This is a genomic window from Paraburkholderia caffeinitolerans (assembly GCF_902859945.1).
Classification (GTDB): Bacteria; Pseudomonadota; Gammaproteobacteria; order Burkholderiales; family Burkholderiaceae; genus Paraburkholderia; species Paraburkholderia caffeinitolerans.
In genome coordinates this window covers 56,890-82,962 of sequence record NZ_CADIKL010000038.1, presented here as the reverse complement: position 1 = coordinate 82,962, position 26,073 = coordinate 56,890, and the positions used below count along the sequence as shown (strand labels likewise).

General features: G+C 60.5%; 15 protein-coding genes and 1 pseudogene. 12 read left to right on the top strand and 4 right to left on the bottom strand.

From position 1 onward, the window contains the following. The 4 genes and pseudogenes from HV773_RS28370 to HV773_RS28355 form a co-directional block, all read left to right on the top strand. Positions 1–1,897, top strand: a pseudogene (locus HV773_RS28370) (hypothetical protein); the annotation flags it as partial. Positions 1,898–1,972: 75 nt separating this feature from the next. Further along, complete coding sequence (locus HV773_RS28365) at positions 1,973–4,114, top strand: type I secretion system permease/ATPase (protein ID WP_175197477.1); 2,142 nt, start codon at positions 1,973–1,975, stop codon at positions 4,112–4,114. Then, positions 4,111–5,532: an HlyD family type I secretion periplasmic adaptor subunit gene (locus tag HV773_RS28360; RefSeq protein ID WP_175197476.1), complete on the top strand. Its 1,422-nt coding sequence runs from the start codon at positions 4,111–4,113 to the stop codon at positions 5,530–5,532. Before HV773_RS28365 ends, HV773_RS28360 begins: the two co-directional genes overlap by 4 nt. Continuing rightward, positions 5,522–6,952: a TolC family protein gene (locus HV773_RS28355; RefSeq protein ID WP_246282443.1), complete on the top strand. Its 1,431-nt coding sequence runs from the start codon at positions 5,522–5,524 to the stop codon at positions 6,950–6,952. The genes HV773_RS28360 and HV773_RS28355 overlap by 11 nt, the downstream gene beginning before the upstream one ends. Before the next feature lie 106 nt (positions 6,953–7,058). On the opposite strand, the gene HV773_RS28350 is transcribed toward HV773_RS28355, so the two are convergent. Beyond that, positions 7,059–7,838: a TetR/AcrR family transcriptional regulator gene (locus HV773_RS28350; RefSeq protein ID WP_175197475.1), complete on the bottom strand. Its 780-nt coding sequence runs from the start codon at positions 7,836–7,838 to the stop codon at positions 7,059–7,061. 65 nt (positions 7,839–7,903) lie between these two features. Here HV773_RS28350 and shc point away from each other — a divergent pair, with 65 nt between their 5' ends. Then, the gene (gene shc / locus HV773_RS28345; protein WP_175197474.1) at positions 7,904–9,940 is read left to right on the top strand and encodes a squalene--hopene cyclase; all 2,037 of its coding nucleotides are present in this window, start codon (positions 7,904–7,906) and stop codon (positions 9,938–9,940) included. A gap of 55 nt (positions 9,941–9,995) precedes the next feature. On the opposite strand, the gene HV773_RS28340 is transcribed toward shc, so the two are convergent. Both HV773_RS28340 and psrA read right to left on the bottom strand, forming a co-directional pair. Next, positions 9,996–11,300, bottom strand: coding sequence for an MFS transporter (locus tag HV773_RS28340; protein WP_175197473.1), 1,305 nt, complete (start codon positions 11,298–11,300; stop codon positions 9,996–9,998). A gap of 186 nt (positions 11,301–11,486) precedes the next feature. Next, positions 11,487–12,578 carry an iron-containing alcohol dehydrogenase PsrA gene (psrA, locus tag HV773_RS28335; RefSeq protein WP_175197472.1) on the bottom strand — a complete coding sequence of 364 codons (1,092 nt, stop codon included), beginning with the start codon at positions 12,576–12,578 and terminating at the stop codon, positions 11,487–11,489. Between the two features lie 101 nt (positions 12,579–12,679). Here psrA and HV773_RS28330 point away from each other — a divergent pair, with 101 nt between their 5' ends. From HV773_RS28330 to HV773_RS28315, 4 genes are all read left to right on the top strand, one after another. Further along, complete coding sequence (locus HV773_RS28330) at positions 12,680–13,591, top strand: LysR substrate-binding domain-containing protein (protein WP_175197471.1); 912 nt, start codon at positions 12,680–12,682, stop codon at positions 13,589–13,591. A 244-nt stretch (positions 13,592–13,835) separates the two neighbouring features. Next, on the top strand, positions 13,836–16,421 hold the full coding sequence (gene acnB / locus HV773_RS28325; RefSeq protein ID WP_175197470.1) for a bifunctional aconitate hydratase 2/2-methylisocitrate dehydratase: 2,586 nt from the start codon (positions 13,836–13,838) through the stop codon (positions 16,419–16,421). Positions 16,422–17,570: 1,149 nt separating this feature from the next. Beyond that, the gene (locus tag HV773_RS28320) at positions 17,571–19,715 is read left to right on the top strand and encodes an nSTAND1 domain-containing NTPase (protein ID WP_175197469.1); all 2,145 of its coding nucleotides are present in this window, start codon (positions 17,571–17,573) and stop codon (positions 19,713–19,715) included. 615 nt (positions 19,716–20,330) lie between these two features. Further along, entirely contained in the window at positions 20,331–22,109 is a 1,779-nt protein-coding gene (locus HV773_RS28315; RefSeq protein ID WP_175197468.1) for an AAA family ATPase, read from the top strand. Positions 22,110–22,667: 558 nt separating this feature from the next. Here the strand turns inward: HV773_RS28315 and chrA are convergent. Then, positions 22,668–23,897 carry a chromate efflux transporter gene (gene chrA / locus HV773_RS28310; protein ID WP_175197467.1) on the bottom strand — a complete coding sequence of 410 codons (1,230 nt, stop codon included), beginning with the start codon at positions 23,895–23,897 and terminating at the stop codon, positions 22,668–22,670. Positions 23,898–24,075: 178 nt separating this feature from the next. On the opposite strand from chrA, the gene HV773_RS28305 reads away from it, so the two are divergent. The 3 genes from HV773_RS28305 to HV773_RS28295 all read left to right on the top strand — a co-directional run bounded on the left by HV773_RS28305 (position 24,076) and on the right by HV773_RS28295 (position 25,798). After that, the gene (locus HV773_RS28305; protein ID WP_175197466.1) at positions 24,076–24,618 is read left to right on the top strand and encodes a helix-turn-helix domain-containing protein; all 543 of its coding nucleotides are present in this window, start codon (positions 24,076–24,078) and stop codon (positions 24,616–24,618) included. Next, on the top strand, positions 24,615–25,031 hold the full coding sequence (locus HV773_RS28300; protein ID WP_175197465.1) for a VOC family protein: 417 nt from the start codon (positions 24,615–24,617) through the stop codon (positions 25,029–25,031). Before HV773_RS28305 ends, HV773_RS28300 begins: the two co-directional genes overlap by 4 nt. A gap of 140 nt (positions 25,032–25,171) precedes the next feature. Then, positions 25,172–25,798: a histidine phosphatase family protein gene (locus tag HV773_RS28295; protein WP_175197464.1), complete on the top strand. Its 627-nt coding sequence runs from the start codon at positions 25,172–25,174 to the stop codon at positions 25,796–25,798. Positions 25,799–26,073 lie beyond the last annotated feature (275 nt).

Genomic DNA, 26,073 nt, shown 5'->3' with positions numbered 1-26,073 from the left:
CGAGACGAACCGGATCAACTACAACGTCTCGACCAACGGCGAAACCTCGGAGCTCGACTACAACCCGGCGGGCAAGGAAACTGACGTGCTGAACTTCATCGGCACGGCGACGAACGACTACGAGACGAACCGGATCAACTACAACGTCTCGACCAACGGCGAAACCTCGGAGCTCGACTACAACCCGGCGGGCAAGGAAACTGACGTGCTGAACTTCATCGGCACGGCGACCAACGACTACGAGACGAACCGGATCAACTACAACGTCTCGACCAACGGCGAAACCTCGGAGCTCGACTACAACCCGGCGGGCAAGGAAACTGACGTGCTGAATTTTATCGGCGCGGCGACCAACGACTACGAGACGAACCGCATCAATTTCAGCACCACGACCGGTGGCGAAACTTCGGAACTCGACTACAACTCGGCGGGCAACGAAACCGACGTGCTGAACTTTATCGGCACGGCCACCAACGACTACGAGACGAACCGGATCAACTACAACGTCTCGACCGGCGGCGAAACCTCGGAACTCGACTACAACCCGGCAGGCACGGAAACCGACGCGCTGAACTTCATCGGCACGGCGACGAACGACTACGAGACAAATCGCATCAATTTCAGCACCACGACCGGTTGGGAAACCTCGCGGCTCGATTACAACCCGGCGGGCAGGCAAACCGATGTCATCAATTTTGCGGGCGTCGCGAACAATGATTACGAAACCGGAGAAGTGACATTCAATACGACGACAGGTGCAGAGACGTCGAACACGATGTTCAATTCCACCGGCCACGAAACCGAATATCAGCAGTTCCAGGGAACGGCTGGAAACGACTACGAAACGCTGGACGAGAAGTTCAACCCCTCAGGCGGAAACTATGCAACTGAAGTCATCGCGTTCAATGGCAATGGTGTCGAGACGCAGGACGAGAAGTTCAACGCATCCACCGGCGCACTGAATTCGGTGACGCTGTGGAACGGAACGAATCCGTATGCGTACGAGGAAGAATTCTCCAATGGCGGAAATTATTTCAGCGAAATCGAGACCTTCAATGCGTTGACGGGCGCGCAGACAGGCGGTGGTATCTTCAACAGTGCAACCGGCGCCGAGCTGGATTACTTCAATAACGGCAACTGGTATTCGGGCAACACGGGTTTCAGCGACTACGGAGACAGCGGCTATTCGGATGGTTACGACGTAATGTCGGACGACTGGGGAGGCGATTGCTACAGCGACGATCCGGTCATACTGAACCTGAATGGCGGAAAGGTGCAGACGACTTCGCTCGCCAATTCTGCGGCGTCCTTCGATATGCGTAACGACGGCCAGAAAATCCAGACCGGTTGGGGCACCGCCGGCGAGGGCTACCTTGTCTACGATCCGAACGACGCCGGTAACAAGGCGACCATCAGTCAGGACAATCAACTGGTCGACGGCATGAGTGCCCTGAAGTCGCTCGCGCAGCAAGTGGACGGCTCGGCGGACAGCACGCTGAGCGCGTCAGACGCGCTCTGGAGTGATCTCAAGGTCTGGGTCGATACCACGGGCACGGGCCAGTTCCAGAGTGGCCAGCTTTACAGCCTGGATCAGCTCGGAATCGCATCGCTGGGGCTTGGCGGTACGGAGGTCGACCGCAACAGCAACGGCAATGAGATCGTGGTTGACAGCGCGTTCACCTGGGCCAGTGGCAAGACCGGCGATATGGCTGGGGTCAACCTGAATTTCGCCGGTGGTGCGGCGGCGGGCGAAACGTCGGCTGGTATTGACCAGACAAGGACCCAGAATCTCGTGTCGGCTATGGCTTCGTTTGGTGCCGCAACGTCGGCGAGTTCCGTGCTTGCCGCACCTGCGCAGAACGACCCGCATGTGCTTCTGGCCGCCAGCGCGCACTGATCGAATCATCCACGTTGCACAGGCGATTCGCGACGAGATTCGCGGGTTGCCTGTGTGCGTAAGTTCCGCCGCCCTATGAATGCTCCCGAATCGAATCCGGATGCGCGTGCAAGCGATCCGGGCCTGGCTGCACTTGTTGTCATCGCACGCTTTCACGGCATCGCTGCCGACAGCGCGCAGTTGCGCCACGCATCAGGGCTGGACAGCCGTCCTTTCGATGCCGATACCCTGGTTCTATCCGCTCGCTCGCTGGGGCTGAAAGCCCGCACGGTTCCCCTTCGGCCTGACCGCCTCTCTCATGCTCCGTTGCCGGGGCTCGTGCTGGATAAGAACGGCCAGCATTTCGTGCTTGCTCGATGCGATGGAAAGAGTGCGCTAGTGATGGAAGCGGATGCCGCCACACCCAGCGTGGTGCCGCTCGATACGGTCGTCGCGCGTTCGACTGGCAAGCTGATCTTCTTCGCTTCGAAGGCCTCGATTGCCGGCGAACTGGCGCGTTTCGATTTCACCTGGTTCATTCCTGCCATCGTCAAATACCGGCGGCTCCTGCTGGAGGTGTTGGGTGTTTCCTTGATCCTGCAGTTTTTCGGCCTTGCCTCGCCCCTGATGTTTCAGGTGGTGATGGATAAGGTTCTGGTCAATCGCACGTTCAGCACGCTCAACGTCGTGTGCATCGCGTTGCTCGCGAGTTCGGTATTCGAGGGTGTGCTCACCGGTTTGCGCAACTATGTGCTCGCGCATACCACCAACCGGATCGACGTGGAACTGGGTGCGCGCCTTTTCCGGCATCTGTTCGCATTGCCACTTGCGTATTTCGGCGCACGCCGCGTGGGCGACACGGTTGCGCGCGTGCGCGAACTGGAAAATATCCGCAATTTCCTGACCGGGCAGGCGCTGACGGCGATTATCGATATCGTGTTCTCCGTCGTCTTTATCATCGTCATGTGTTTCTACAGCGTCTGGCTCACCTTGCTCGTGCTTGCATCGTTGCCGCTCTACGCGCTCGTCTCGATCCTGCTCGTGCCTGTGCTCCGTGAGTGCCTGAACGAGAAGTTCGCCCGTGGTGCGGACAACCAGTCGTTTCTCGTGGAGGCGGTCTCGGGCGTGGAAACGGTCAAGTCAATGGCGGTCGAGCCGCAGTTTATCCGCCACTGGGAGACACAGCTTGCGGCGTATGTGGCGGCGGGATTTCGGGTCACGCAGCTCGGCAACATCGGCCAGCAATTGATACAGGCGATCGGCAAGCTCGTGACCGTCGCGACACTCTTCTTTGGGGCGAAGCTCGTCATCGACGGCCGCCTTACCGTTGGAGGCCTCATCGCATTTAACATGATGTCCCAGCGCGTTGCGGCTCCCGTCCTGCGCCTCGCACAGCTCTGGCAGGATTTCCAGCAGGTCGGCATTTCCATGCGGCGTCTTGGCGACATTCTCAACACACGTACCGAGATTCCGCAAAGCCGGCAGACGCTGCCGGCTTTGCGCGGCCATGTCCGCTTCGAGAATATCCGGTTCCGTTACCGGCCCGATGGTCCTGCCGTCCTCGATGGCGTATCGCTCGATATTCAGCCCGGTCAGGTAGTCGGCGTAGTGGGACGCTCGGGCTCGGGCAAGAGTACGCTTACGCGCCTTCTACAGCGTCTCTATCTTCCGGAGCAGGGCACGGTGCGGCTCGATGGTGTGGATCTGGCACTGGCCGATCCGGCATGGCTGCGCCGCCAGATTGGTGTCGTACTCCAGGAAAACCTGCTCTTCAACCGTTCGGTACGCGAGAACATCGCACTGGCGGATCCCGGTGCGCCGCTAAAGACGGTCATGCGTGCCGCAGCGCTTGCCGGTGCACACGAGTTTATCTGCGAGCTGCCTCAGGCTTATGACACAGTCGTCGGAGAGCATGGCGCGAGCCTTTCCGGAGGCCAGCGCCAGCGCATCGCGATCGCCCGCGCGCTGCTCTCCAATCCTCGCATTCTCGTTTTCGACGAGGCGACCAGCGCGCTGGATGTCGAGACCGAGCAGACCATAGAAGCCAACATGCGCGCGATCTGCGCGGGCCGTACCGTCATGGTGGTGGCGCATCGCCTCAGCGCAGTACGCCGCGCTGACCGGATCGTCGCAATGGACCGCGGGCGTATCACGGAATACGGTACGCACGACGAACTGATCGCAAGTGGCGGCTACTATGCGAACATGGTTTCGCTACAGGGTGGGGCGGCAACATGAGTTCGCCGAAACGGGATGCCCTCGGCGATCTGCTCCGACGATACTGGACGATGTGCCGTGCGATCTGGGACATACGACACACGCTGGCGGGACCAGAGAGGGACACCGATGAACTGGCTTTCCAGCCGGCGCAGTTGGAGTTGCTCGAAACACCCGTTCATCCGGCGCCGCGTCGGACAATGCGCGTCCTTGCACTGCTTGCACTGGTAATCCTGCTGATCGGCGCGCTTGGGCGGCTCGATATCGTCGTGACTGCGTCGGGGCGATTCGTGCCTGGCGAACGTGTCAAGGTCATCCAGCCTGCCATGACGGGCGTCGTGCGCGAGGTGCTGGTACGTGATGGGGAGCACGTCCAGGCGGGACAACTGCTCGTGCGGCTCGACACGCGGCAGGCAGCTGCCGATGCGGACGCCGCGCATAACTCGAGACTGGACGCCGAGTTGGCCGGGGCCCGTGCACAGGCACTGCTTGACGCGCTGGCCGCGAATCGGCCCCCGCTCGTGGCGCAGGTCGGCGGCGCATCGCACCAGCGCATGGAGGAAAGCCAGCGCCTCGCCGATGGGGCATGGCGTGAGTACGGTGACCAGATCGACAGCGCACGCGCTGAACTGCTAAAGCGGGAGGCCGAACTTGACAGCACCCGTGCGGAGATTGCGAAGCTCGTGGCGACGGCGCCGCTCGCGCGCCAGCAGGCCGATAGCTACAGCGCGCTCGTAGCCGATCAGTATGTCGCTCGCAACGACTGGCTCGACAAGGAGCAGGCCGCCGTCAATCAGGAGCACGAACTCGCTGCGCAACGCGCTCACGCGCGTGAGCTGGCGGCGGCCGTTGCCGAACAGCGGGCCGACATTGCGTCGGCGGTATCGAAGTTCCGGCGCGATCAGCTGGACGAGCTGGAGAAGAATGGCCAGCTCTCCACGCGCAGCCGCGACGAGGAGACCAAGGCGCAAACGCGTCAGGCGCTCCTGAGCCTGACGGCGCCGGTGGCGGGCACGGTGCAGCAGCTGTCGATCCATACGAGCGGCGGCGTGGTCACGACCGCACAGTCGCTCATGGAGATCGTTCCGGAGGACTCGCTCGAAGTCGAGGCGCAGTTGCAAAACCGCGATGTGGGGTTCGTGTCAGTGGGGCAGCGGGTCGCTGTCAAGGTCGAAGCGTTTCCGTACACGCGCTACGGCTACCTGGACGGCACCGTGACGTCAATATCGAACGATGCGGTGCAGGACAAGAAGCAGGGTCTGACGTTTCCAGTGCGCATACGTGTGGCCGCAAGCCGTATCCGCGTAGACGACAACTGGATTGCGCTCACGCCGGGCATGGCCGTGACGGCGGATATCCGTACGGGCAAACGCAGCGTGATTGGCTATTTCCTCGACCCCTTGCGGCGGACCGCCGGAGAGAGCTTGCGTGAACGCTAGACAGGCGATGCTGCTGCTCGCTGCCACGGTGCTTTGTCACGTTACAGTCGCCCGGGCATTCGATCCGCTGCGTACACAGGCCGCCATACCGGCAACGTCAGCGGGCAGCATCGTGTCCGACCCGGCTGGTTGTGTCTTCGGTGACCCTGGCCAACCCCTGACGTTGGCCGAAGCGGTCCAGCGCGCGCTGTGCAGCAATCCGCGCACGCGCGAGGCGTGGGCCGACGTGAAGGCGCAGGCGGCCGGTGTCGGGGTCGCGCGAGCGGCCTATCTGCCGACCCTGACGGGTAATGCGCAGATCGTGCGCGACGACTCATCAACCGATGTGAGCGGCCATCCGCAACTGGGATCGGATTCCCGTTCGAGTGTCCATTCCGAAAGCGTGTCGCTCTCCTGGACGCTCTACGATTTCGGGGCGCGCTCAGCAGCCCTGCGCAACGCGAATGCGCTGCTCGCTGCAGCGCAATCGGCGCAGGACGCCGCCATTCAGGCGCTGTTCGTGACCGTGGCAAAAGACTACTCCGCTGCGCAGGCAGCGCAGAGCCAGCTTGCGGTGGCAGGGGCGGTTGAGCAGATGAGCGGGCGAAGCGCCCTGGTTGCACAATCACGCGTGGACAAAGGCATCGCGCCGATCTCGGATGCCTTGCAGGCGAAGACCGCCTGGGGCCAGGCGGTGCTCGCACGCAATCGGGCAGAAGGAGTCTGGCAGACCGCGCAGGGCACCCTGGCGGCCGACATGGACCTCTCGCCCGACCGGGTACTCGATCTGCCGGCAGTTGCGGAGGGCGCGCATCCCGACGCGAATTTTGCGCAGTCGGTCAGCGAGCTAATGGGGGAAGCACGTCGCACGCATCCCGAAGTGCTCTCAACACAGGCTCAGGTGGACGCGGCGGCGGCGAAGGTGGACCAGACGCGCGCGCAAGGGCTGCCAACGCTAAGCCTTGTGTCGAAGTATCTCCAGAATAACCAGCCGGCCAGCCTGGGACTGGGCATCCCCACATTCCCGGCAACGGGCCATGAATGGTACGTCGGAGTACAACTGACCATTCCGATTTTCGAAGGTTTCGGCCGTCTGTATCAGGTGCACCAGGGCGAAGCCCAACTGGAACGGCAGGCGGACGCGCTTGAAGACGCGCGCCAGCACGTCGCATTGGAGGTCTGGAACAGTTATCAAGCCGTGCGAACATCGACTGCGGCGGTTGGCGACAGCGAAACTCTGCTGGGAATTGCTGAGCAGTCCTTTGCGGCGGCTGAGCGACGGTATCAGGCGGGTGTCGGCAGTGTGCTCGAATTGCTCAACGCACAGAGTGGACTCGCAAACGCGAAGCACCAGCGTGTACAGGCACTGGCCGACTGGCATGCTGCACGGTTGCGTCTTGCGGGCAGCATCGGAAAGCTCGATGTCGTTGATTTGCGCTAGCGCTTGCCTTGCGCGCGCATTCTGGGCAAATCACCTTGCCGATCACGACGGGCAGATTGAGCGGCACGCCAGGTCAAATTGAGGTGTTGGCCATCAGCAGGGTGCCTCATCGCTCGAGAACCGTCATGCGCTCGATCTGCCTCACGACCTCGTCGCGCAACTCGGGCGACAGGTTCTGATAGCCGAGCAGGTCGGAGATCCACAGGCCGTCCGCCACCAGCCGGCAAATCATGAGCCGCGCCGCGTGTTCGAGTGGCAGCGGGTCCGGCCGCGTCCACTTGCGCATGGGCGCGGAATGGCGCTCGCGGATCTCGGGGTCGGTCATCATCGCGGCAACCAGCACGCGCAGCACGTTGGTGCTCGCGGCGGGGCTCGTTTCGTCGATGGTCGAATGCAGGTAGGCGCGCGCGCTGGCGCCGTGCGGGTCGTTGCGGTCCGCCGCGATGCGCGCTTCCATTTGCGCATCGAAGCGCTCCAGCGTCTGCTCGAACAGGGCGTCGAGAAGCCCCTGCTTGTTGGCGAAGTGATACTGCAGCGCGCCCTTGGTCACGCCGGCGCGCTCGGCCACGGCGTCGAGCGTCACGGCTTGCACGCCATGATCGGTGGCGATATCGGAGGCCGCTTGCAGCAACTGGGCGCGCACTTGCACGGGTGCTTTCTTGCGGCGCGTGCCCGAGGCGGGCGCGCCGGATTGCTCTACGTTCTTCCCGCCTGACGTTTCGACAGATCCTGCATCGGGATGCCGCGCGGCCTCATGAGGCGCTTTTTCGGGCACATGAGCAGGCACCTGAGCGGCTTGCGGCACAGGCCGCCGCGCCGGGCTCGCGGCACTTCCGGCGGGGTGTCCTGCCGCGCCGGCTGAGGCTTTGACGGGGGAAGTCTTCATCCATTGATCTTACCATCGCGGGCCTTGGCGCAAAACATTCCGTACGGATGGTATTATTCGCCACCATGAAGAATTCCGACCTGCCAACCAACGTGCAACGCGCGGTGCTGCTCGACGCCGCCATCGTCCGGGGGCGCGATGCGCTCGCGCGCCGGCAAGATCCCGACGGGAGCTGGTGCTTCGAGCTCGAATCCGACGCCACGATTACCGCCGAATACATCCTCATGATGCATTTCATGGCGAAGATCGACACGGTGCGCCAGGAGAAAATGGCGCGCTATCTGCGTGCGATCCAGCGCCTCGAAACGCACGGTGGGTGGGACCTGTACGTGGACGGCGCACCCGATGTCTCCGCGAGCGTGAAGGCCTATTTCGCGCTCAAGGCAGCCGGCGACGCCCCCGACGCGCCGCACATGGCGCGCGCGCGCGAAGCCATTCTGAAGCTCGGCGGCGCGGCGAAGTCCAACGTCTTCACGCGCATTCTGCTGGCCACCTTCGGCCAGGTGCCGTGGCGCGCTACGCCGTTCATGCCCATCGAGTTCGTGCTGTTCCCGAAGTGGGTCCCAATCTCGATGTACAAGGTCGCGTACTGGGCGCGCACGACCATGGTGCCGCTGCTCGCGCTGTGCTCGCTCAAGGCCAAGGCGCACAATCCGCACAACGTGTCGATTGCCGAGCTGTTCGTCACGCCGCCCGATGAAGAGCGCGAGTATTTCGCGCCCGGCAAGGGCGTGCGCAAACTCTTTCTCGCGCTGGATCGCACGGTCCGCCATCTCGAACCGCTGATTCCGCAGTCGCTGCGCAAGCGCGCGATGAAGCACGCGGAAGCATGGTGCTCGGAGCGCATGAACGGCGAGGACGGCATGGGCGGCATTTTCCCGCCTATCGTCTACAGCTACCAGATGATGGAAGTGCTCGGCTATCACGAGAATCATCCGCTGCGTCGCGATTGCGAGAACGCGCTGGAGAAGCTGCTGGTGGAGCGTCCGGACGGCAGCATGTACTGCCAGCCGTGCCTCTCGCCCGTATGGGACACCGCGTGGAGCACGATGGCGCTCGAACAGGCGCTTGCGGTGCCAGATGTGCCCGGCGTTGAATCGACGTCCAACGCACAACTGCAGCAGCAGATCACGCGCGCCTACGACTGGCTCGCGACGCGTCAGGTGAACGACCTCACGGGTGACTGGATCGAGAACGTGAGCCCCGACGTGCCGCCGGGCGGCTGGGCGTTCCAGTACGCGAACCCGTATTACCCCGACATCGACGACAGCGCGGTCGTGGCCGCGATGCTGCATCGCCGGGGCCACTCGATCAAGCGCGCCACGGGCACGGACCCGTACGCCGAGCGCGTGACGCGCGCGCTCGACTGGATGCGCGGTCTGCAATCGCGCAACGGCGGTTTCGCGGCGTTCGATGCCGATTGCGACCGGCTCTATCTGAACGCGATTCCGTTTGCGGACCACGGCGCGCTGCTCGATCCGCCCACCGAGGACGTGTCGGGCCGTGTGCTGCTGTGCTTCGGCGTGACGGGCCGCGAGGAAGACAAGGCCGCGCTCGCGCGCGCGATCGACTACATCAAGGCGACGCAGCAACCCGACGGCAGCTGGTGGGGGCGTTGGGGCACCAACTACATCTACGGGACGTGGAGTGTGCTCGCGGGTCTCGCGCTGGCGGGCGAGGATCCCTCGCAGCCGTATATCGCGCGCGCGCTCGCCTGGCTCAGGTCGCGCCAGCATGCGGATGGCGGATGGGGCGAGACCAACGACAGCTATATCGACTCGCGCCTCGCGGGTACGAACGGCGGCGAAAGCACGTCGAACTTCACGGCGTGGGCGCTGCTCGCGCAGATGGCGTTTGGCGACTGCGAATCGGAGTCGGTGCGGCGCGGCATTGCGTATCTGCTTTCGGTGCAGGACAGCGAGGGTTTCTGGTGGCATCGCTCGCATAATGCGCCGGGCTTCCCGCGCATTTACTACCTCAAGTATCACGGCTATACCGCGTATTTCCCGCTTTGGGCGCTGGCGCGGTATCGCAGGCTTGCGGCGGCGGGTGGTGCGCGGATGAGTGAGGCGAAGGTTGTTGAGCCGGCTGTGCTGGCTTGAGGCCGGCGGGTATGAGATGAACGCCACCTTTCGAGGTGGCGTTTTTCATCGAAGCTCAGTAGGTGCGCCGCATCAGACTTGTGCAAGTGGCGCTAAGCGCGCCAACGCAGGTGATGTAGATTGCGATCCACCACGGCTGCTGATTGCCGTAATGCAGCAGCGTGGTGGCGACGAGCGGCGTGATCGAGCTGGAGACGATGCCGGAGATCTGATACACGACCGAGATGCCGCTGTAGCGCACGCGCGTATCGAATAACTCGCAAAAGAGCGCCGCTTCCGGGCCGTAGACGAATGCGTACAGAACGCCGAGCACGATCACGATCGCGCCGACGACCGCGCCGAGGCTCTGCGAGTAGTGGAAGATCGCGAATACCGGCCATGCACTCAGGCCGCACACGAGCGCGCCCCAACCGAACACCCTGCGCCGGCCGACCTGATCCGAGAGACGCGACGCGAGCGGGATCGTGAAGATGAGCACGAACGCGGCCAGCGTGATGGCGCTCAGCACGGCAGCCTTCGAGTAGTGCAGCACGCCGATCAGATAAGTGAGCGCAAACACCGCATAGGTGTTGAAGATGACGCCGTCGATATAGCGCGCCCCCCAGCCGAGCAGCACGTTCTTGCGATAGTCGCCAAACACCTCCTTCACCGGCACTCTCGCAACCGTATGGGAGTCGCGCACTTTCGTGAAGGCCGGGGTCTCAACCACGCGCAGCCGGATGAACATGCCCACGCCCACCAGCACGATGCTCGCCATGAAAGCGGCGCGCCAGCCCCACTGCATGAACGCTTCGGCGCTCATCGATGAAGTCAGCAGCGCGACCACGCCGCTGCTCAGGCACAGTCCCACCGCAAGGCCGATCTGCGGATAGGACGCGTAGAGCCCGCGCCGCCTGCGCGGCGCGTACTCGAACGCCATCAGCACCGCGCCGCCCCATTCGCCGCCAAGGCCGATGCCTTGCAGCAGGCGCAGGAGCAGCAGACACACCGGCGCCCAGACGCCGATCGTCGCGTAGGTGGGCAGCAGGCCGATGAGAAAGGTCGAGACGCCCATGATCGAGAGCGTCAGCACGAGTAGCGGCTTGCGTCCGTGGCGGTCGCCGAAATGACCGAAGATCACGCCGCCGAGCGGGCGCGTGGCGAAGCCGACCGCGTACACCGTGTACGCGAGCATGGTCGAGACGAAGGCGTTGCCGGTGGGGAAGAACAGCTTGTCGAACACGAGTCCGGTGATCGTGCCGTACAGAAAAAAGTCGTACCACTCGACTGTCGTGCCGATCAGGCTCGCGAGCGCAACCGACCTGGCGGTGCGCGCGCTCGAGTCCGTCGGCAGGCTTCCAGCAATTTCCACTGCTTCCATGACATGTCTCCTTGTGTCTCCTTGTGTCTCCGGGAGGCGGCCGGCAGCGCGACGGGGTCGATCGGTCGCTACTTCGGGCGCCGTTCTCGTTTGCAGCGGCGCGCGGCTTGCTCGCGCCAATCTACGCGCGGCGGGCTCGGGCGCCCGCTTCTGTTGTGTTCCGTTATGTACCGGGCGCGGCCCGGCTCAGGCGTGCGCCGCGAGGAAGTTGCGCCCGCGCGGCCCACTCAGTGCGTGCGCGATCATGCGGCGCGATTCGTCGTCGTCAACGCCATAGCTCGCGAATTCGGTACGCACGCCGAGTCCTTCGAGAAAGCGTGCGAGAAAATGATCGGCATCGCGAAGCGCGCAGGGAAACACGCGAGCGAGCACCGCGTCGCGGTCCGCGTCGCGTCCGCGTGCGAGACCCAACACCATCGGCAGCGTAAAGGAGCACGCGATGCCGTGCGGGATGCCGTGATGGATCGTCATCTCGTAGGAAATCGAGTGGGCGAGGGCGGTCTTCGTGTTGGAGAACGCCAGGCCCGCTTTGAGCGCGGCGAACGAGGCGCGCTCGCGCAGGAGCGGATTGCCGGGGTCGCTTGCTAGCACGGGCAGCGTCTCGAGCATGTCGCGCGCCGCCGATACCGCGAACTCGTCCGAGATGGGGTTCGCGTTGACGTTCCAGATCGCCTCCAGCGCGTGCGATAGCGCATCGAGCCCGCTTTGCACCGTCACCGCGAGCGGCAGTGACAGCGTCAGGTCCGGATCGACAATTGCCGCCTCGGGCCATGTCTGCTGCAGATGCAGCGAGTATTTGCGCTGCTTCACCGTGCGGTCCCAGATCGTGGCCCACGGCGTGACTTCGCTGCCCGTGCCGGCCGTGGTGGGCACCGTGATCAGTTGCTTCGCGTACGGCGGCGTGAATGGCGCGCCACTGTCGAGACAGTCGAGCAGTTCGCCGAACTCGCCGCTGTGCGTGCCGACCATCAGCGCCTTGGCCGTATCGAGCACGCTGCCGCCGCCCACCGCGACGATCGCCGGGGTTGCGTGATGCGCGCGCCAGTACTCGCCGTACATTTTCGCGAGATGCAGGACATCGGGATTGGGCTGCACGTCGCTGATGACTTCGACGATGCGTGCCCCGGCAATCTCACGCAACCGCTGGATCAGACCGAGTTCGGCGGCTTCGGGAAACGTCACCACCACCGCATTGCGCTCACCGAGGATCGATGCCAGCCGTTCAAGACTGGCTCGACCGAAGTTCACCTCGACAGGATTCCAAAACACGCCGTTCATCGTTTTTCCTCAATGAGTGGGTCTCGGGTATGAACGGATTATGGGAAAGCACGGCTTATAGTAAAAATACAAAAATTTTCACATGATCATTCAACGGATCTATGCGACTGACCCACCTCCGATCGTTCTACGCCGTGGGCCGTTATGGCAGCGTGACGGCCGCGGCGAAGGCGCTGCACGTCAGCCAGCCGACGGTGACGACGCAAGTGCGCGCGCTCGAGGAAGGCTATGGCGTGGAACTGCTGCATCGCAGCGGGCGGCGCGTCGCGTTGACGCCCGCGGGCGAAACCCTCTACGCGATGGCGCAGCGCATGTTCAGCAGCGAGCAGGAAGCGATCGACTATCTGAAGGAGTCCGCGGGCCTCACGACTGGCGTGATCCGTGTAGGCGCGGTGGGTCCGCTGCACGCGATTGAAATCGTGGCTGCGTTTCATCAGCGGTATCCTGGCTTGAATGTGTCGGTGCGGATGGGCAACTCGGAAGACACCGTGCGCGATCTGCTGGCGTATCAGACCGATGTCGCGGTGCTCGCACAGTACGAAGACGATCCTAAGCTCTACTACGTACCTTACCGGCGCCATCCGCTCGTCATCATCGTGCCGGCCTCGCACCGGCTGGCGCGCCGCCGCAGCATCCGCATCGAGGACCTGCGCGACGAGCCGATGATCATGCGCGAACCGGGCTCGACCACACGCAAGGCACTGGAGGCGGCCATGCACGCGCACAGCGTCGTGCCGCGCTACTCGCTCGAGATCGGGAGCCGCGAGGCCGTCCGGGAGGCGGTGATCCTGGGGTTGGGTATCGCCGCCGTGTCGGAGCGCGAGCACGTCGACGATCCGCGCTTGCGCAAGCTGGCGATTCAGGGCGACGACGTATATACGCATGCGCACGTGGTGTGCCTTGAAGAGCGGCGCGGCGCGCGGCTCGTCGCGGCCTTCTTCGACGTCGTCCGGCAATTGCTCGCCGGCGAGCAGGCCAAACCCGCGCCGCCTCGCCACGAACGACGCGGGTGACGGCGCTGCGCCCGCTGTCACGCATTCCCATGTAGCGCCCGGACAAGCCGCCCGGTTGCTCCCGAAATGTCCACTGATCGCTTGCCGCCAAAGCCCCACTACGCCTCATCAACTCTTATATAAGACATAAGACATTTGACGCTAGAGCCCATTTGCCATTACAATCCCGCTCAAAGCGGTACCCGGAACAGCCTAGGCGTGCTTGACAAGCCTTCCCCTGAAACGCAACACCAGTAGGCCCCACATGCTTGAAAACTTTCGTGCTCACGTTGCCCAGCGCGCCGCGCTCGGTATTCCTCCCCTGCCGCTGACGGCCCAGCAGACCGCCGAACTGGTGGAGTTGCTGGCGAATCCGCCCGCCGGCGAAGAGCAGACCCTGCTCGACCTGATCACCAACCGCGTGCCCGCTGGCGTGGACGAAGCTGCCCGCGTGAAGGCTGGCTTCCTGGCCGCCGTGGCCAAGGGCGAAACCGCCTGCCCGCTGATCTCGCGCGCTCGCGCCGCCGAACTGCTGGGCACGATGCTGGGCGGCTTCAACATCGCCCCGCTGATCGAGCTGCTGTCCGACGCCGAAGTCGGCACGGTTGCCGCCGACGCACTGAAGAAAACCCTGCTGATGTTCGATCAGTTCCACGACGTCAAGGAACTGGCCGACAAGGGCAACGCCAACGCCAAGGCTGTGCTGCAAAGCTGGGCCGACGCCGAATGGTTCACGAGCCGTCCGGAAGTGCCGCAAAGCCTGACCATCACCGTGTTCAAGGTGACGGGCGAAACCAACACCGACGACCTGTCGCCGGCTCCGGACGCCACCACGCGCCCCGACATTCCGCTGCACGCGCTGGCGATGCTGAAGAACGCCCGTCCCGGCATCACACCGGAAGAAGACGGCAAGCGCGGCCCGATCAAGTTCATCGAATCGCTGAAGGAAAAGGGTCACCTGGTCGCCTACGTGGGCGACGTGGTCGGCACGGGTTCGTCGCGCAAGTCGGCTACCAACTCGGTGCTGTGGTTCACGGGCGAAGACATCCCCTTCATCCCGAACAAGCGCTTTGGCGGCGTGTGCCTCGGTGGCAAGATCGCTCCGATCTTCTACAACACGATGGAAGACGCCGGCGCGCTGCCGATCGAGCTCGACGTGTCGCAGATGGAAATGGGCGACGTGGTCGAACTGCGCCCGTATGAAGGCAAGGCGCTCAAGAACGGCGCAGTGATCGCCGAGTTCCAGGTCAAGTCCGATGTGCTGTTCGACGAAGTGCGCGCCGGCGGCCGCATTCCGCTGATCGTGGGCCGTGGCCTGACCGCCAAGGCGCGTGAAGCGCTGGGCCTCGCGCCCTCGACGCTGTTCCGCCTGCCGCAGCAGCCGGCCGACAGCGGCAAGGGCTTCTCGCTCGCGCAGAAGATGGTTGGCCGCGCATGCGGTCTGCCGGAAGGCCAGGGCGTGCGCCCGGGCACGTACTGCGAACCGAAGATGACCTCGGTGGGCTCGCAGGACACCACCGGCCCGATGACCCGCGACGAACTGAAGGATCTCGCGTGCCTCGGCTTCTCGGCCGACCTGGTCATGCAGTCGTTCTGCCACACGGCGGCTTATCCGAAGCCCGTGGACGTCAAGACGCACCAGACCCTGCCGAACTTCATCAGCACGCGCGGCGGTATCGCGCTGCGTCCGGGCGACGGCGTGATCCACTCGTGGTTGAACCGCATGCTGTTGCCGGATACCGTCGGCACCGGCGGCGACTCGCACACGCGTTTCCCGATCGGCATCAGCTTCCCGGCGGGTTCGGGTCTGGTCGCCTTCGCAGCCGCTACCGGCACGATGCCGCTCGACATGCCGGAATCGGTGCTCGTGCGCTTCAAGGGCAAGATGCAGCCGGGCGTCACGCTGCGTGACCTCGTCAACGCGATCCCGCTCTACGCCATCAAGCAAGGCACGCTGACGGTCGCCAAGCAAGGCAAAAAGAACATCTTTTCGGGCCGCATTCTCGAAATCGAAGGCCTGCCCGACCTGAAGGTCGAGCAAGCATTCGAACTCTCGGATGCATCGGCTGAGCGTTCGGCTGCCGGTTGCACGGTGCACCTGAACAAGGAACCGATCATCGAGTACCTCAACAGCAACATCACGCTGCTGAAGTGGATGATCGCCCAGGGCTACCAGGACCCGCGCAGCCTCGAGCGCCGTATCAAGGCGATGCAAGCGTGGCTGGCCGATCCGCAACTGCTGCAACCGGATGCGGACGCCGAGTACGCGGCCGTTATCGAGATCGACCTCGCGGACGTTCACGAGCCGATCGTGGCCTGCCCGAACGATCCGGACGACGTGAAGACGCTGTCGGACGTCGCTGGCGCGAAGATCGACGAAGTGTTCATCGGCTCGTGCATGACCAACATCGGTCACTTCCGTGCCGCGTCGAAGCTGCTCGAAGGCAAGCGCGACATTCCGGTCAAGCTGTGGGTCGCTCCGCCGACCAAGATGGACCAGAAGCAACTGACCGAAGAAGGCCACTATGGCGTGTTCGGCACGGCTGGCGCGCGTACGGAAATGCCGGGCTGCTCGTTGTGCATGGGTAACCAGGCACAAGTGCGCGAAGGCGCGACGGTGATGTCGACCTCGACGCGTAACTTCCCGAACCGTCTGGGCAAGAACACGAATGTGTACCTTGGCTCGGCGGAACTGGCGGCGATCTGCTCGCGTCTGGGCAAGATCCCGACCAAGGACGAGTACATGGCCGACATCGGCGTGATCAACGCCAATGGCGACAAGATCTATCAGTACATGAACTTCGACCAGATCGCGGACTTCAAGGAAGTGGCTGATACGGTGACGATGTAAATGTGAGGGTGGCCTGGGGTGTGGGGTTCGCGCGCCAGGCTATTAGCGTCGCATCGCGTGCAATGGCGCCGCAGGCTTAATGCCTGCGGCGCCGTTTTTTTTGGGGGGCTTTCTGGATTTTCGGGGAAGGGCTTTCGTCGACCCTAAGCGGACGGAAGAACCGTGAGAGACACAAAGACAGATTTCAGCGTCGAGCTGTCGTTCAGTACTGTTACTGGTGGGCGCCAGACCGGCCATTGCCGCCATTCGGACATGGGTGTGCTCCTAGAGCCGCTACGGTTCGGCTTCCTGTTGCGCGGGGGACTGGCGGCGGAGCGTGGAATTCGTGCACTGCGGGATCATCGCAGGTCGCGACGAAGGCCCATGTTTTGCCACTGTCGTCGGGAAGGCGCGTCGTATGATCAACCATCGGTCAACATATCGTCGTAGTGCCTATACCGAGCAGCAGGTCGCTTCCATCTCCTGATTAGCGTTTCGACGGCACGCCGGACGGCAATAGGCCCGTTAATGTGGGCTGCATCAAGAAATAGACGAACTATTTTTAGACGCTCGCCCTTTGCCAGCTCAACAGTAGCTGGTACACCACCATTCGGTTTTCTTCTGTGCGATGGTACACATTTCTCAGAAGATGGCGCACTTCGATGCATTTAAAAACGGGATCGATGCAATATCGGCAGCCGTGACTACACATCTAGTTTGAAAACTAGACTTAGTTCAGTGGCAATCTTTACTAGTGTGAAAAATGTCCTAGACTGAAAGCGCGATGGATGTCACGACAGGTTAATTATTAAACAAATTCTTAGGTGAATATCTATCTGCACAAGCGCATTAGTATGTTTTTGTTCTTCTTGGAGTTGGAAATGAAAAAAGTGATGCTAATGCTTTTGGCGATACTTACGCTAAATGCCGCTATAGGCACCGCTTTCGGTGCCCCTAACCCACGCGAGACGCCACCTCCTCCCCCGCCTCCTCACGGAAAATAGTCGGCCATTGCGAACGCGCGGGCGGTATTCATTCAATTGGTACGATTCAATGAAATACTGCCCTCACTAAGAGCAGGGCGGGGTTTTATTGAGAAGTTAAGATCTGTTTCGCAAAATTAGCGAAAATTGTGAGAATAAAATAATATAGCTCCCTGGGGAGGCCTCGGTGGAAAAGACATCTTCTGATACCTTGAGGCGGTTAATTGCAACCCGCTGGCGACCAGTTTCGACTTTAGTGTGCGCAATCCCAGGGGCTTGGCTTGCGATACAGAAAGTTTTTCCAAACTTGCCAACATACGCAAAAGCACCTCACTGGGCTGTTGCAATAGCTTTTCTTGCTGCCTTGGTGGTTATAAGGTTCCCTAACGTAGCCGTACGTATAACGAGGGTCCTCCTTCCACCATCACCGCCGCTACCGGATCCGCCGCGTGTATTTCGAGGTCCACGTGCATACTCTGAGGAGGATGCTGAAAGTTTCTATGGTCGGGCGAGAGATTTTGATGGGTGTCGAGCGGTAATAAGAGATGCGAGTTTTCTGATTCTTGAAGGTGAGTCTGGTTGTGGCAAATCGTCTTTTGGGCAGGCGCTATTAGTGCCATTTATCCGTAAAAATGATGTCGTATTTCCTTGTCGAGTCAATGGTGATCCGTTGCTATCCTTGGATTCGGTTATTTCAGAAATTAATTCAGGCTCTCAACTGAAGTTAAAGATTCCACCACTTTCCTTGATGGCGTCATTGCGCTACTCGATGGGTGAGAAGGGCGAAGAAATAATAAAGAAGCCGAAAATTTGGATTTATTTTGATCAATTCGAGGAATTGTTTTTGTCGGCGGCAGATAATCGGAGATCGGAATTCGCAATCATTTTATTCAATTTAATGCGTCACTTTGGTATCAGCGCGCTAATTTGCATAAGAACCGATTTTCTTGATCTTCTCATTAAATTGTGCAGAGAAATTGATCCGGAGCAAGCCTTCTTGAAACTTGGAAATTATTACACATTAAAACCATTTCCTCAAAAACAGTCCGAAGCCGTGTTACTGAAGATGCTCGCTGGAATCGCAAACGGAGATTTATTGCTAGAAAATAGCAACCAAGAACTGGCAAAGGCTATGTCAACAGAACTACTCAGGCCACCAGCTGATCTGAGGCTGTCTAGATTTGACGAGAAAACAGTTTTGCCAGTCGAGTTACAAATGGTTGGATTGATGATTGAGTCAAAGGGCATCGAGCAACTGACAGCGTCAAATTTTAGGCGGATGGGGGGTAAATTTGGGCTTCTTAACTCTTATATAGACGAAGCAACAAAGTATGTCTTCCTAAGAACTGGGGTAAGTGCCGAACTTTCTCTACATATTTTGAAGTTTCTTGTTTCAGAATTTAAGACAAAGAAAGGTGTAGCAGCAACAGAAATCTCCTTACAGACAAAAACTGCTCACTCGATTGTAAAGGCGGTTCTCGATGCTTTTTCAGACAAGTACTTAGTGAGAAAAGTGCCGGCGCCGGATTTTGGAAATGGCGACAAATACAGCTACGAGCTGCTTCACGATCATCTAGCCCGACTGCTTTCCGATGCGCGCGCCCCTATCTTGGTGAAACTGCGCGGAGTAGATGCACGAATTGGCTTCTGGACTCGTCATGCCAGTTCCGTTTATGAATCAGTCGCCGCTGATTCATCGTTGCAAAGGACCCGATTGTTATCTTTTTTTTCTCAACCGATTCCAGTTGTGGAGGCGATCAGATTGTACTCTTTCCTAACTGACATCGAGGCGCGCAATATATTCAGACGCAGTATATTGGCATTCACGGCAAAAATCTTAATTGCATTGTCTGGATTCTGCCCGGTAATTATCTATGCATACACTCATTTTTTTAGTGGCCCAACATCTGGTCATGCCACAATCTTCGACGGTTGGATTGATCAAAATAATGCAGGGTTTAATTTTAAAACCGCTTCAATTGTGTCATTTCATTCTGGTAAAGCAGATATATTGGCCGCAAACGACCCTAAGGCTCCCCTGGCGACGGCTAGCTTCTTTTTTCAAGATGACACTGGACATTTCACTGGATCTCCAGCTGATAAAAACGCAGAAACGGGAATTGTAGAAATCCAACAAGAGAATCTTGCTAAAGTTAAGAAATGTCCTGAGGAGGGTTACACCACCCATTGGTTTGACCCGAAACTTGGCGGAGTTTACTGCATACGAACGAGGGACGGGAGAACCTATGCGACCATTAAGGTAACAGATCTCGAAAAGGATCGCGTGGCTTTTGATTGGGTATATCAGGCGCACCCCGGTGTCGGTTTTTGATTCGGATTTCTTTGAGTGGGTTCCGGGGCGACTACTCGGCGCTGATATTTGTAATTTTATTTCTGAGGACCCGATCCGTGGGCAATGGGTCGAAAATTCACAAATCGCAAGCCCGTCGTGGCGGTTGCGAGCGATTCGAATTGCAGAAAATCGACCCCGCAACTACTTCACGAACGGTCTTCCGGAACGTCGGCTGTGGGTGAGTCGCAGGCGTAGCTCACGCGTCAGGTTTTGGAACGATACAGCCATTTCAGCGGCGAGCTTTCCCGCACGTTGAACGGCAGCATTTGGTCGAACCCGGAAGTTCGACGCGGAGTACCGACCGTGCGCCGCACCATCATCAGCCAACTTCCGTAGCCGACCCGGAGCTGACGTTGGACCCTAGGCCATGTCGATGGCCATTTCGCGAGGTACAACGGCCATTCGCGCAGTCATGCCGGTCGGCGGGTCCTCGGACATCAACGCCATCCACCGTTGGCGATGGAGGTCAATTCGATCGCTCGCCAGTGCCGCGCGGGGCTCCAGTACAATCGTATGATGTTGCCTCAGCCGCCCGATAGAGCGTGTGCGATTGTCTGTTGTTGGGCTTTCCGTGAACGAAAAAGAAATCAAAAAATGCCGAACGTCTATTTGCAGGGTCTCAAGCTAACCAACTATCGTGGAATCGGGCCAACAGAGCAGACAATGGCTCCGTTTAAGACCTTTAATTTCTTCATTGGTGCAAACAACACGGGCAAGTCAGGCGTTTTATCTTTTATTTCAAGACATTTGCCGGTTCGATTGAATGCATCTTATGGAAACGTCCAGGCAAATGAACTGCTTCCCTTGGAGCTATACGGCAAGGGGAGCCTTCGGGCGTCATCAGTGACGATGGCACTAGGGATCGCCGTGGAGGAGTTCACGTCTGCTGTATTATCTCGCTTCGCCGCTCCAGACCAGCGGCGGATTGCTGAGGTTTACATTAATAATATCGTAAACTATTTATCAGTAGATGGTTTTGTATGGTTGAAATCGAGTATTCCCTACGGGGAGGCGTTGTTGATGGAGTACGATCTCAATGAAATGAAGGGCGTCATTAAGCAGGATGCCTGGAACTGGCTCTGGAGCGTTCTTCGCAACATGCAAGGTGGGGGAATCGATACATGGATTCGGGAAACACTGGTGGCGTTCCAGGCCACACAAAATATATTGCTGCCTGCAATCCATATGATTCCCGCTATTCGCGAGGTTGCGCCTGCTGTTACCTACTCTGTTGGATCGTTGGGAGACTACAGCGGCAAGGGGTTAATTAATCGGCTGGCGGAAATACAAAGTCCGGACCATGATCGCTTAGAGGATCGTCTTTTATTCGATAAGATTAATAAATTCCTCGCAACGGTTACGGGTGAGGGGTCGGCGAAAATCGACATTCCGCATAATAGGCAGCACATTCTAGTCCATATGGATGGTAAAGTCCTTCCTCTTTCTTCGTTAGGTACAGGTATTCATGAAGTAATTATGCTGGCTTCATTCTGCACTTTGAGCCAGGGTGCGATAATATGCATGGAGGAGCCTGAAATTCACTTGCATCCACTCTTGCAACGGAAGCTAATCAAATACCTTAAAGACAACACGGATAATCAATATTTTATTGCGACCCACTCAGCAAGCTTCATTGACACACCGGATGCGGCAATTTTTCATGTCACTAATGAAAATGGGCAAACGGCTATTCGGGAAAGCATTTTGAATAAGGAGCGCTTTTCTATTTGTGTCGATCTGGGTTGCAAGGCATCAGACCTTGTCCAGGCGAATGCGGTAATTTGGGTGGAGGGTCCGTCAGATCGGATATACATTAGAAGATGGCTTAAAGAAGCCGCGCCGGAATTTGACGAAGGCATACATTATTCAATCATGTTTTATGGTGGGCGGCTATTAAGCCATCTAAGTGCGAGCGATGACGAAATTGAAGATTTTATTAGCCTTCGTTCGTTGAATCGTCATGTTGCGTTGGTTATGGATAGCGACCGCGAGAAGGATGGGGATACGATTAATTCAACCAAAGAACGCTTGATTGAAGAATTCTCGAAACATGGTGGTGTTGCGTGGCTAACAGCGGGTCGAGAAATTGAAAATTATGTGCTGCATTCTGAATTACAGGCCGCAGTAGCGGAGGTTTATAAAACTTCGTACGTGAAGGCCAGCAAAGGCGGTCAATTCGATCATGCGCTGTATTTCCGTCGCCGGAAGACGAGGGGCGCGGACGATTCAGAAGCGGCCGGGGATTTTTGGGAGAAGAACGTCGATAAGGTCAAAGTGGCTCATACGGTTTGCACCAATGGCGCAAATTTGGACGTTCTTGATTTGCGGGAACGAGTCGCGGAGCTTGTCGCGATGATCCAGAAAGCAAATTGATCGAATAGCCGCGATGCTTTTGACGGTCGCCGGGCGTGTCAGTGTGCCAGCGAGTGCGCCGCAAGTACGGACAGGCCTGGCGACCTTCGAAAGCAATGCCATGTAACATGCTACCCGTGCGATTGGGCGAAGGTCCGTTGTCTCCTTCGGAGTCGACACCTGAGTGTCTGCCTCAGCGCTCGGACGAACGACCGCTCTTGGCCGATTCTGTTTGCAAGGACTTCCCCCGCTACTCGTTGAGCGAGGTTTTCAGGGGTCCTCTTACCCCTTATCGATGCTCACGAAAGGCTTGTGGAGCGGTGTGAGAGGTCGATTTTTGCTGCACGCGAGCAATGGCTGTTAGCGGAATAGGGCAGTCGTTCCAACGACTGGTTCGGCCGCTCGCTGAACGGCAGATTGTGGCCGACTACAGCGCGCACGCGAGCGATCTCCCCGGAAATTCGCGAAGCGCTTTCTTCGGATGCTGATGCTCGACTGTCACTCCGATGGGCATTCGGGCTTTCAGAAATGAGCGCGGGCGCGTGCTCCCTGTTGATGCACGGAAAGGCACAGAATTTCTCACCCAAGCAAACTTTCCCCAATTCCCAACACGACGCAAAACCCCACCACCACCAGCGGCGCCACCTTCCACCGCGTCAACAGAAAAAAGCCCACACACGCAATGGCGAAATCGATCTGCGTGCGCACCGCACTCGTCCATACCGGCGAGTAAAGCGCGGCAGCCAGCAACCCGACCACCGCCGCATTGACCCCGGCCAGCGCCGCCGACATCGCCGGCCGGCTGCGCAATGCCTGCCACCACGGCAGCGCGGCCAGCACGAGCAGCAGCCCAGGCAGAAAGATCCCCACAGTAGCCAGCAGCGCGCCGCTCCAGTGATTGGGGGGCTCGGCCATCATCCAGCCGAGAAATGCGGCAAACGTGAAGAGCGGTCCCGGCACGGCCTGCGCCGCGCCATAGCCGGCCAGAAAGTCGTTCGGCGCGACCCAGCCCGTTGTGACCGTCGCGTGCTGGAGCAGGGGCAGCACCACATGCCCGCCGCCAAACACGAGCGCGCCCGACTGATAGAACGCTTCGAACACTCGCACGCCTTGCGCGGCAGCGCCAATCAGCGGAAGCCCGAAAAGCAGCACGCAAAAAGCGAACAACGCGGCGATGCCCGCCTTGCGCGAAACGGGAAATGCACCGGGATGCGGAAGCACGGCACGCGCCTCGCCTACGTTTGACGTGCGGCACAGCACGAGACCGAGCACGGCACCCGCCGCGATCGCAATCAGTTGCGCGTAAGCCGTGGTCAACACGCTGAGCATGGCGACTGCGGCAAGCGCGATGCCCGCGCGGCGATGATCGGGGCACAGCCGCCGCGCCATGTCCCAGACCGCCTGGGCCACCACGGCCACTGCGACGAGCTTCAGCCCATGCACTACGCCCGCACCCACCGGCCCGCCCAGATCCGGCGCGATGGCCGCAAAGAGCAGCATCACGAACACCGAGGGCAGCGTGAAGCCGCACCAGGCCGCGAGCCCGCCGGCCCATCCTGCGCGCAGCAGGCCGATCGCAAAACCGGTCTGGCTGCTGGCGGGGCCGGGCAGAAACTGGCATAGCCCGACCAGATCGGTGAAGGCTTCGTCATCGAGCCAGCGGCGGCGCTCGACGAACTCGCGGCGGAAATAACCAAGGTGAGCGATCGGGCCGCCGAAGCTCGTCACGCCCAGCCTGAGAAAGACCAGCAGCACTTCAAGTGCGCGGCTTGCGGAGGAAGTGCGCGGCGATGGCATGTCCGTATGCATGAGGATGAGCAGGATTTCAGTGCTCTCGATATTAGCGTCGGATTGCGGGCGTGGCGAGGCGCAGACCGAGCCTGGCGGGGACGGACAGGGCAAGCCGGCCGGCCCGCATGCTGCCAACGTGGTCTCCCGGTATGCTTGTTGCAACGAACCCCGATCATGGCGCCATCATCCGAACCCCATGCCCTCACGCAAGGACCATCATGCGCAGCCGCCCGCCGCTTCCCCTGCGGCGCGCAGCGCCGACGCACTCGAAGACCCGGCCCTGCTGCGCCGCCTGCTGCGCGCGCGCGACCGCATGGACGCCGCCTCGCACGAGGCCTGGCCCGTCAAGCGTCTCGCCGAAGTCAGCGGCGTCTCTGAGGCGCATTTCGCACGCTCGTTCAAGCGGGCCTTCGGTATGCCGCCGCACCGCTATTTGCTGACACGGCGCATCGAGCAGGCCACCACGCTGCTGCGCGATACCGAACTCGGCGTCACGGATATCGCATTCGCCACCGGCTGGGAGAGCCTCGGCACGTTCGGGCGCATCTTTCGCGACATCACCGGCATGAGCCCGAGCGCGATGCGCCGCGAGGCGCGCGCGAGCGTGTCCGCCCTCGGGCGCGTGCCCGCGTGCGTGCTGAAGGCCGCGCAGCGCCCCGATCTCACGATGGCAGTTTTGGAGAAGCGCCGCCGGCATGGCCAAGATACAGTGCGGCCATCTACCAAGGAGGTCACATGAACCAGGGCATCAATGTAGTGGGCTTGTACGTCGACGATCAGGACGAAGCGCTTGAGTTTTACGTCGGCAAACTCGGCTTTCGCGTCCACACGGACGTGCGCAACGGCAATTACCGCTGGCTGACGGTCCAGCATCCGGATCAGCCCGCGTTCCAGCTTGGCCTGTTCGCGCCCGGCCCGCCCGTTCACGACGAAGCGACCGCGCAAACCCTGCGGGCCATGGTCGCCAAGGGGGCCATGCCGCCTCTCGTGCTGGCGGTGGCCGACTGCCGCGCGAGCTACACGGCGCTCAAGGAGAAGGGCGTGGAATTCACGCAGGAGCCGGTGGACCGCTACGGTAGCGTCGATGCTGGCTTTCGCGACCCGGCCGGCAATGGCTGGAAGATGATCCAGGCGCCGGAGAACGGACACTGAACGGTCACTGAGCGGCCGCTGACCTCGCTGTGCGCTGCGCGCCATGGGTGCGCGGCGCTGCCTTAGAATGACTCCGCGAACTCGTTCCTGCGCCTTGCGGCATGTGCCGCGAGGCCGCAGCCCGTTACCGGAGTGCCCCGATGTCCGTCGATACGAAAGCAAGCGCCGCGTCCGGCGAGGTCTGGCTGATTCGCCACGGCGAAACCGAGTGGAGCCGCAGCGGCCAGCACACGGGACGCACGGACATCGCGCTGACGGACCACGGCCGCGCGCAGGCGCGCGCGCTCGCCAAGCCGCTCGCGTTGCAGCGCTTCGACGCGGTGCTCGCGAGCCCGATGTCGCGCGCCATCGAGACCTGCCAGCTGGCGGGCCTCAGTGACGAAATGATGGTGTCGGCCGATCTGCACGAATGGGATTACGGCATTTACGAAGGCCGCACGACGGTCGATATCCGCAAGACGGAGCCGGACTGGAGCGTCTGGCATTCGCTGATCCCGCACGGCGAGAGCCTCACGCAGGTGGAGGCGCGCGCTCGCGGCGTGGTCGCGAGTCTGCTGGCGATGCTCGCCCAGAGCAGTTCGGCGCGGCGCATCGCCGTTTTCTCGCATGCGCATTTCCTGCGCGTGCTCGCCGGATGCTGGATCGGCAATTCGGCGGCGCTGGGCGCGCATCTCTACCTGGACACGGCCACCCTCAGCGTGCTTGGCTTCGACCGCGAGAACCGCGCGATCCGGCGCTGGAATTCGCAGCCTGAAGGGTGCGCGTAAGGTACGCAGTCGCGGTTTTTCCTCTCCTTGCCCCTGCCCCCCTCAAGGGGGGGCATACCGTCGCAAATCGAACAGTTAACGTTGTCGCCGGATTGAACCGGCGGCCGTTGCATTGATTGAACTCGACGTAAACATCACTCGTTAGTAATTCAAAGCAAATGTTCGCCGTGTGAAATTTTTCATGCTGGCCGGACGAGGCCATTCGAAAAACACAAGGAGACACGCGCGCCGGGAAGGGCGCGCACGACCGCGCCCGCGCCGGGCTTTCGCACTTT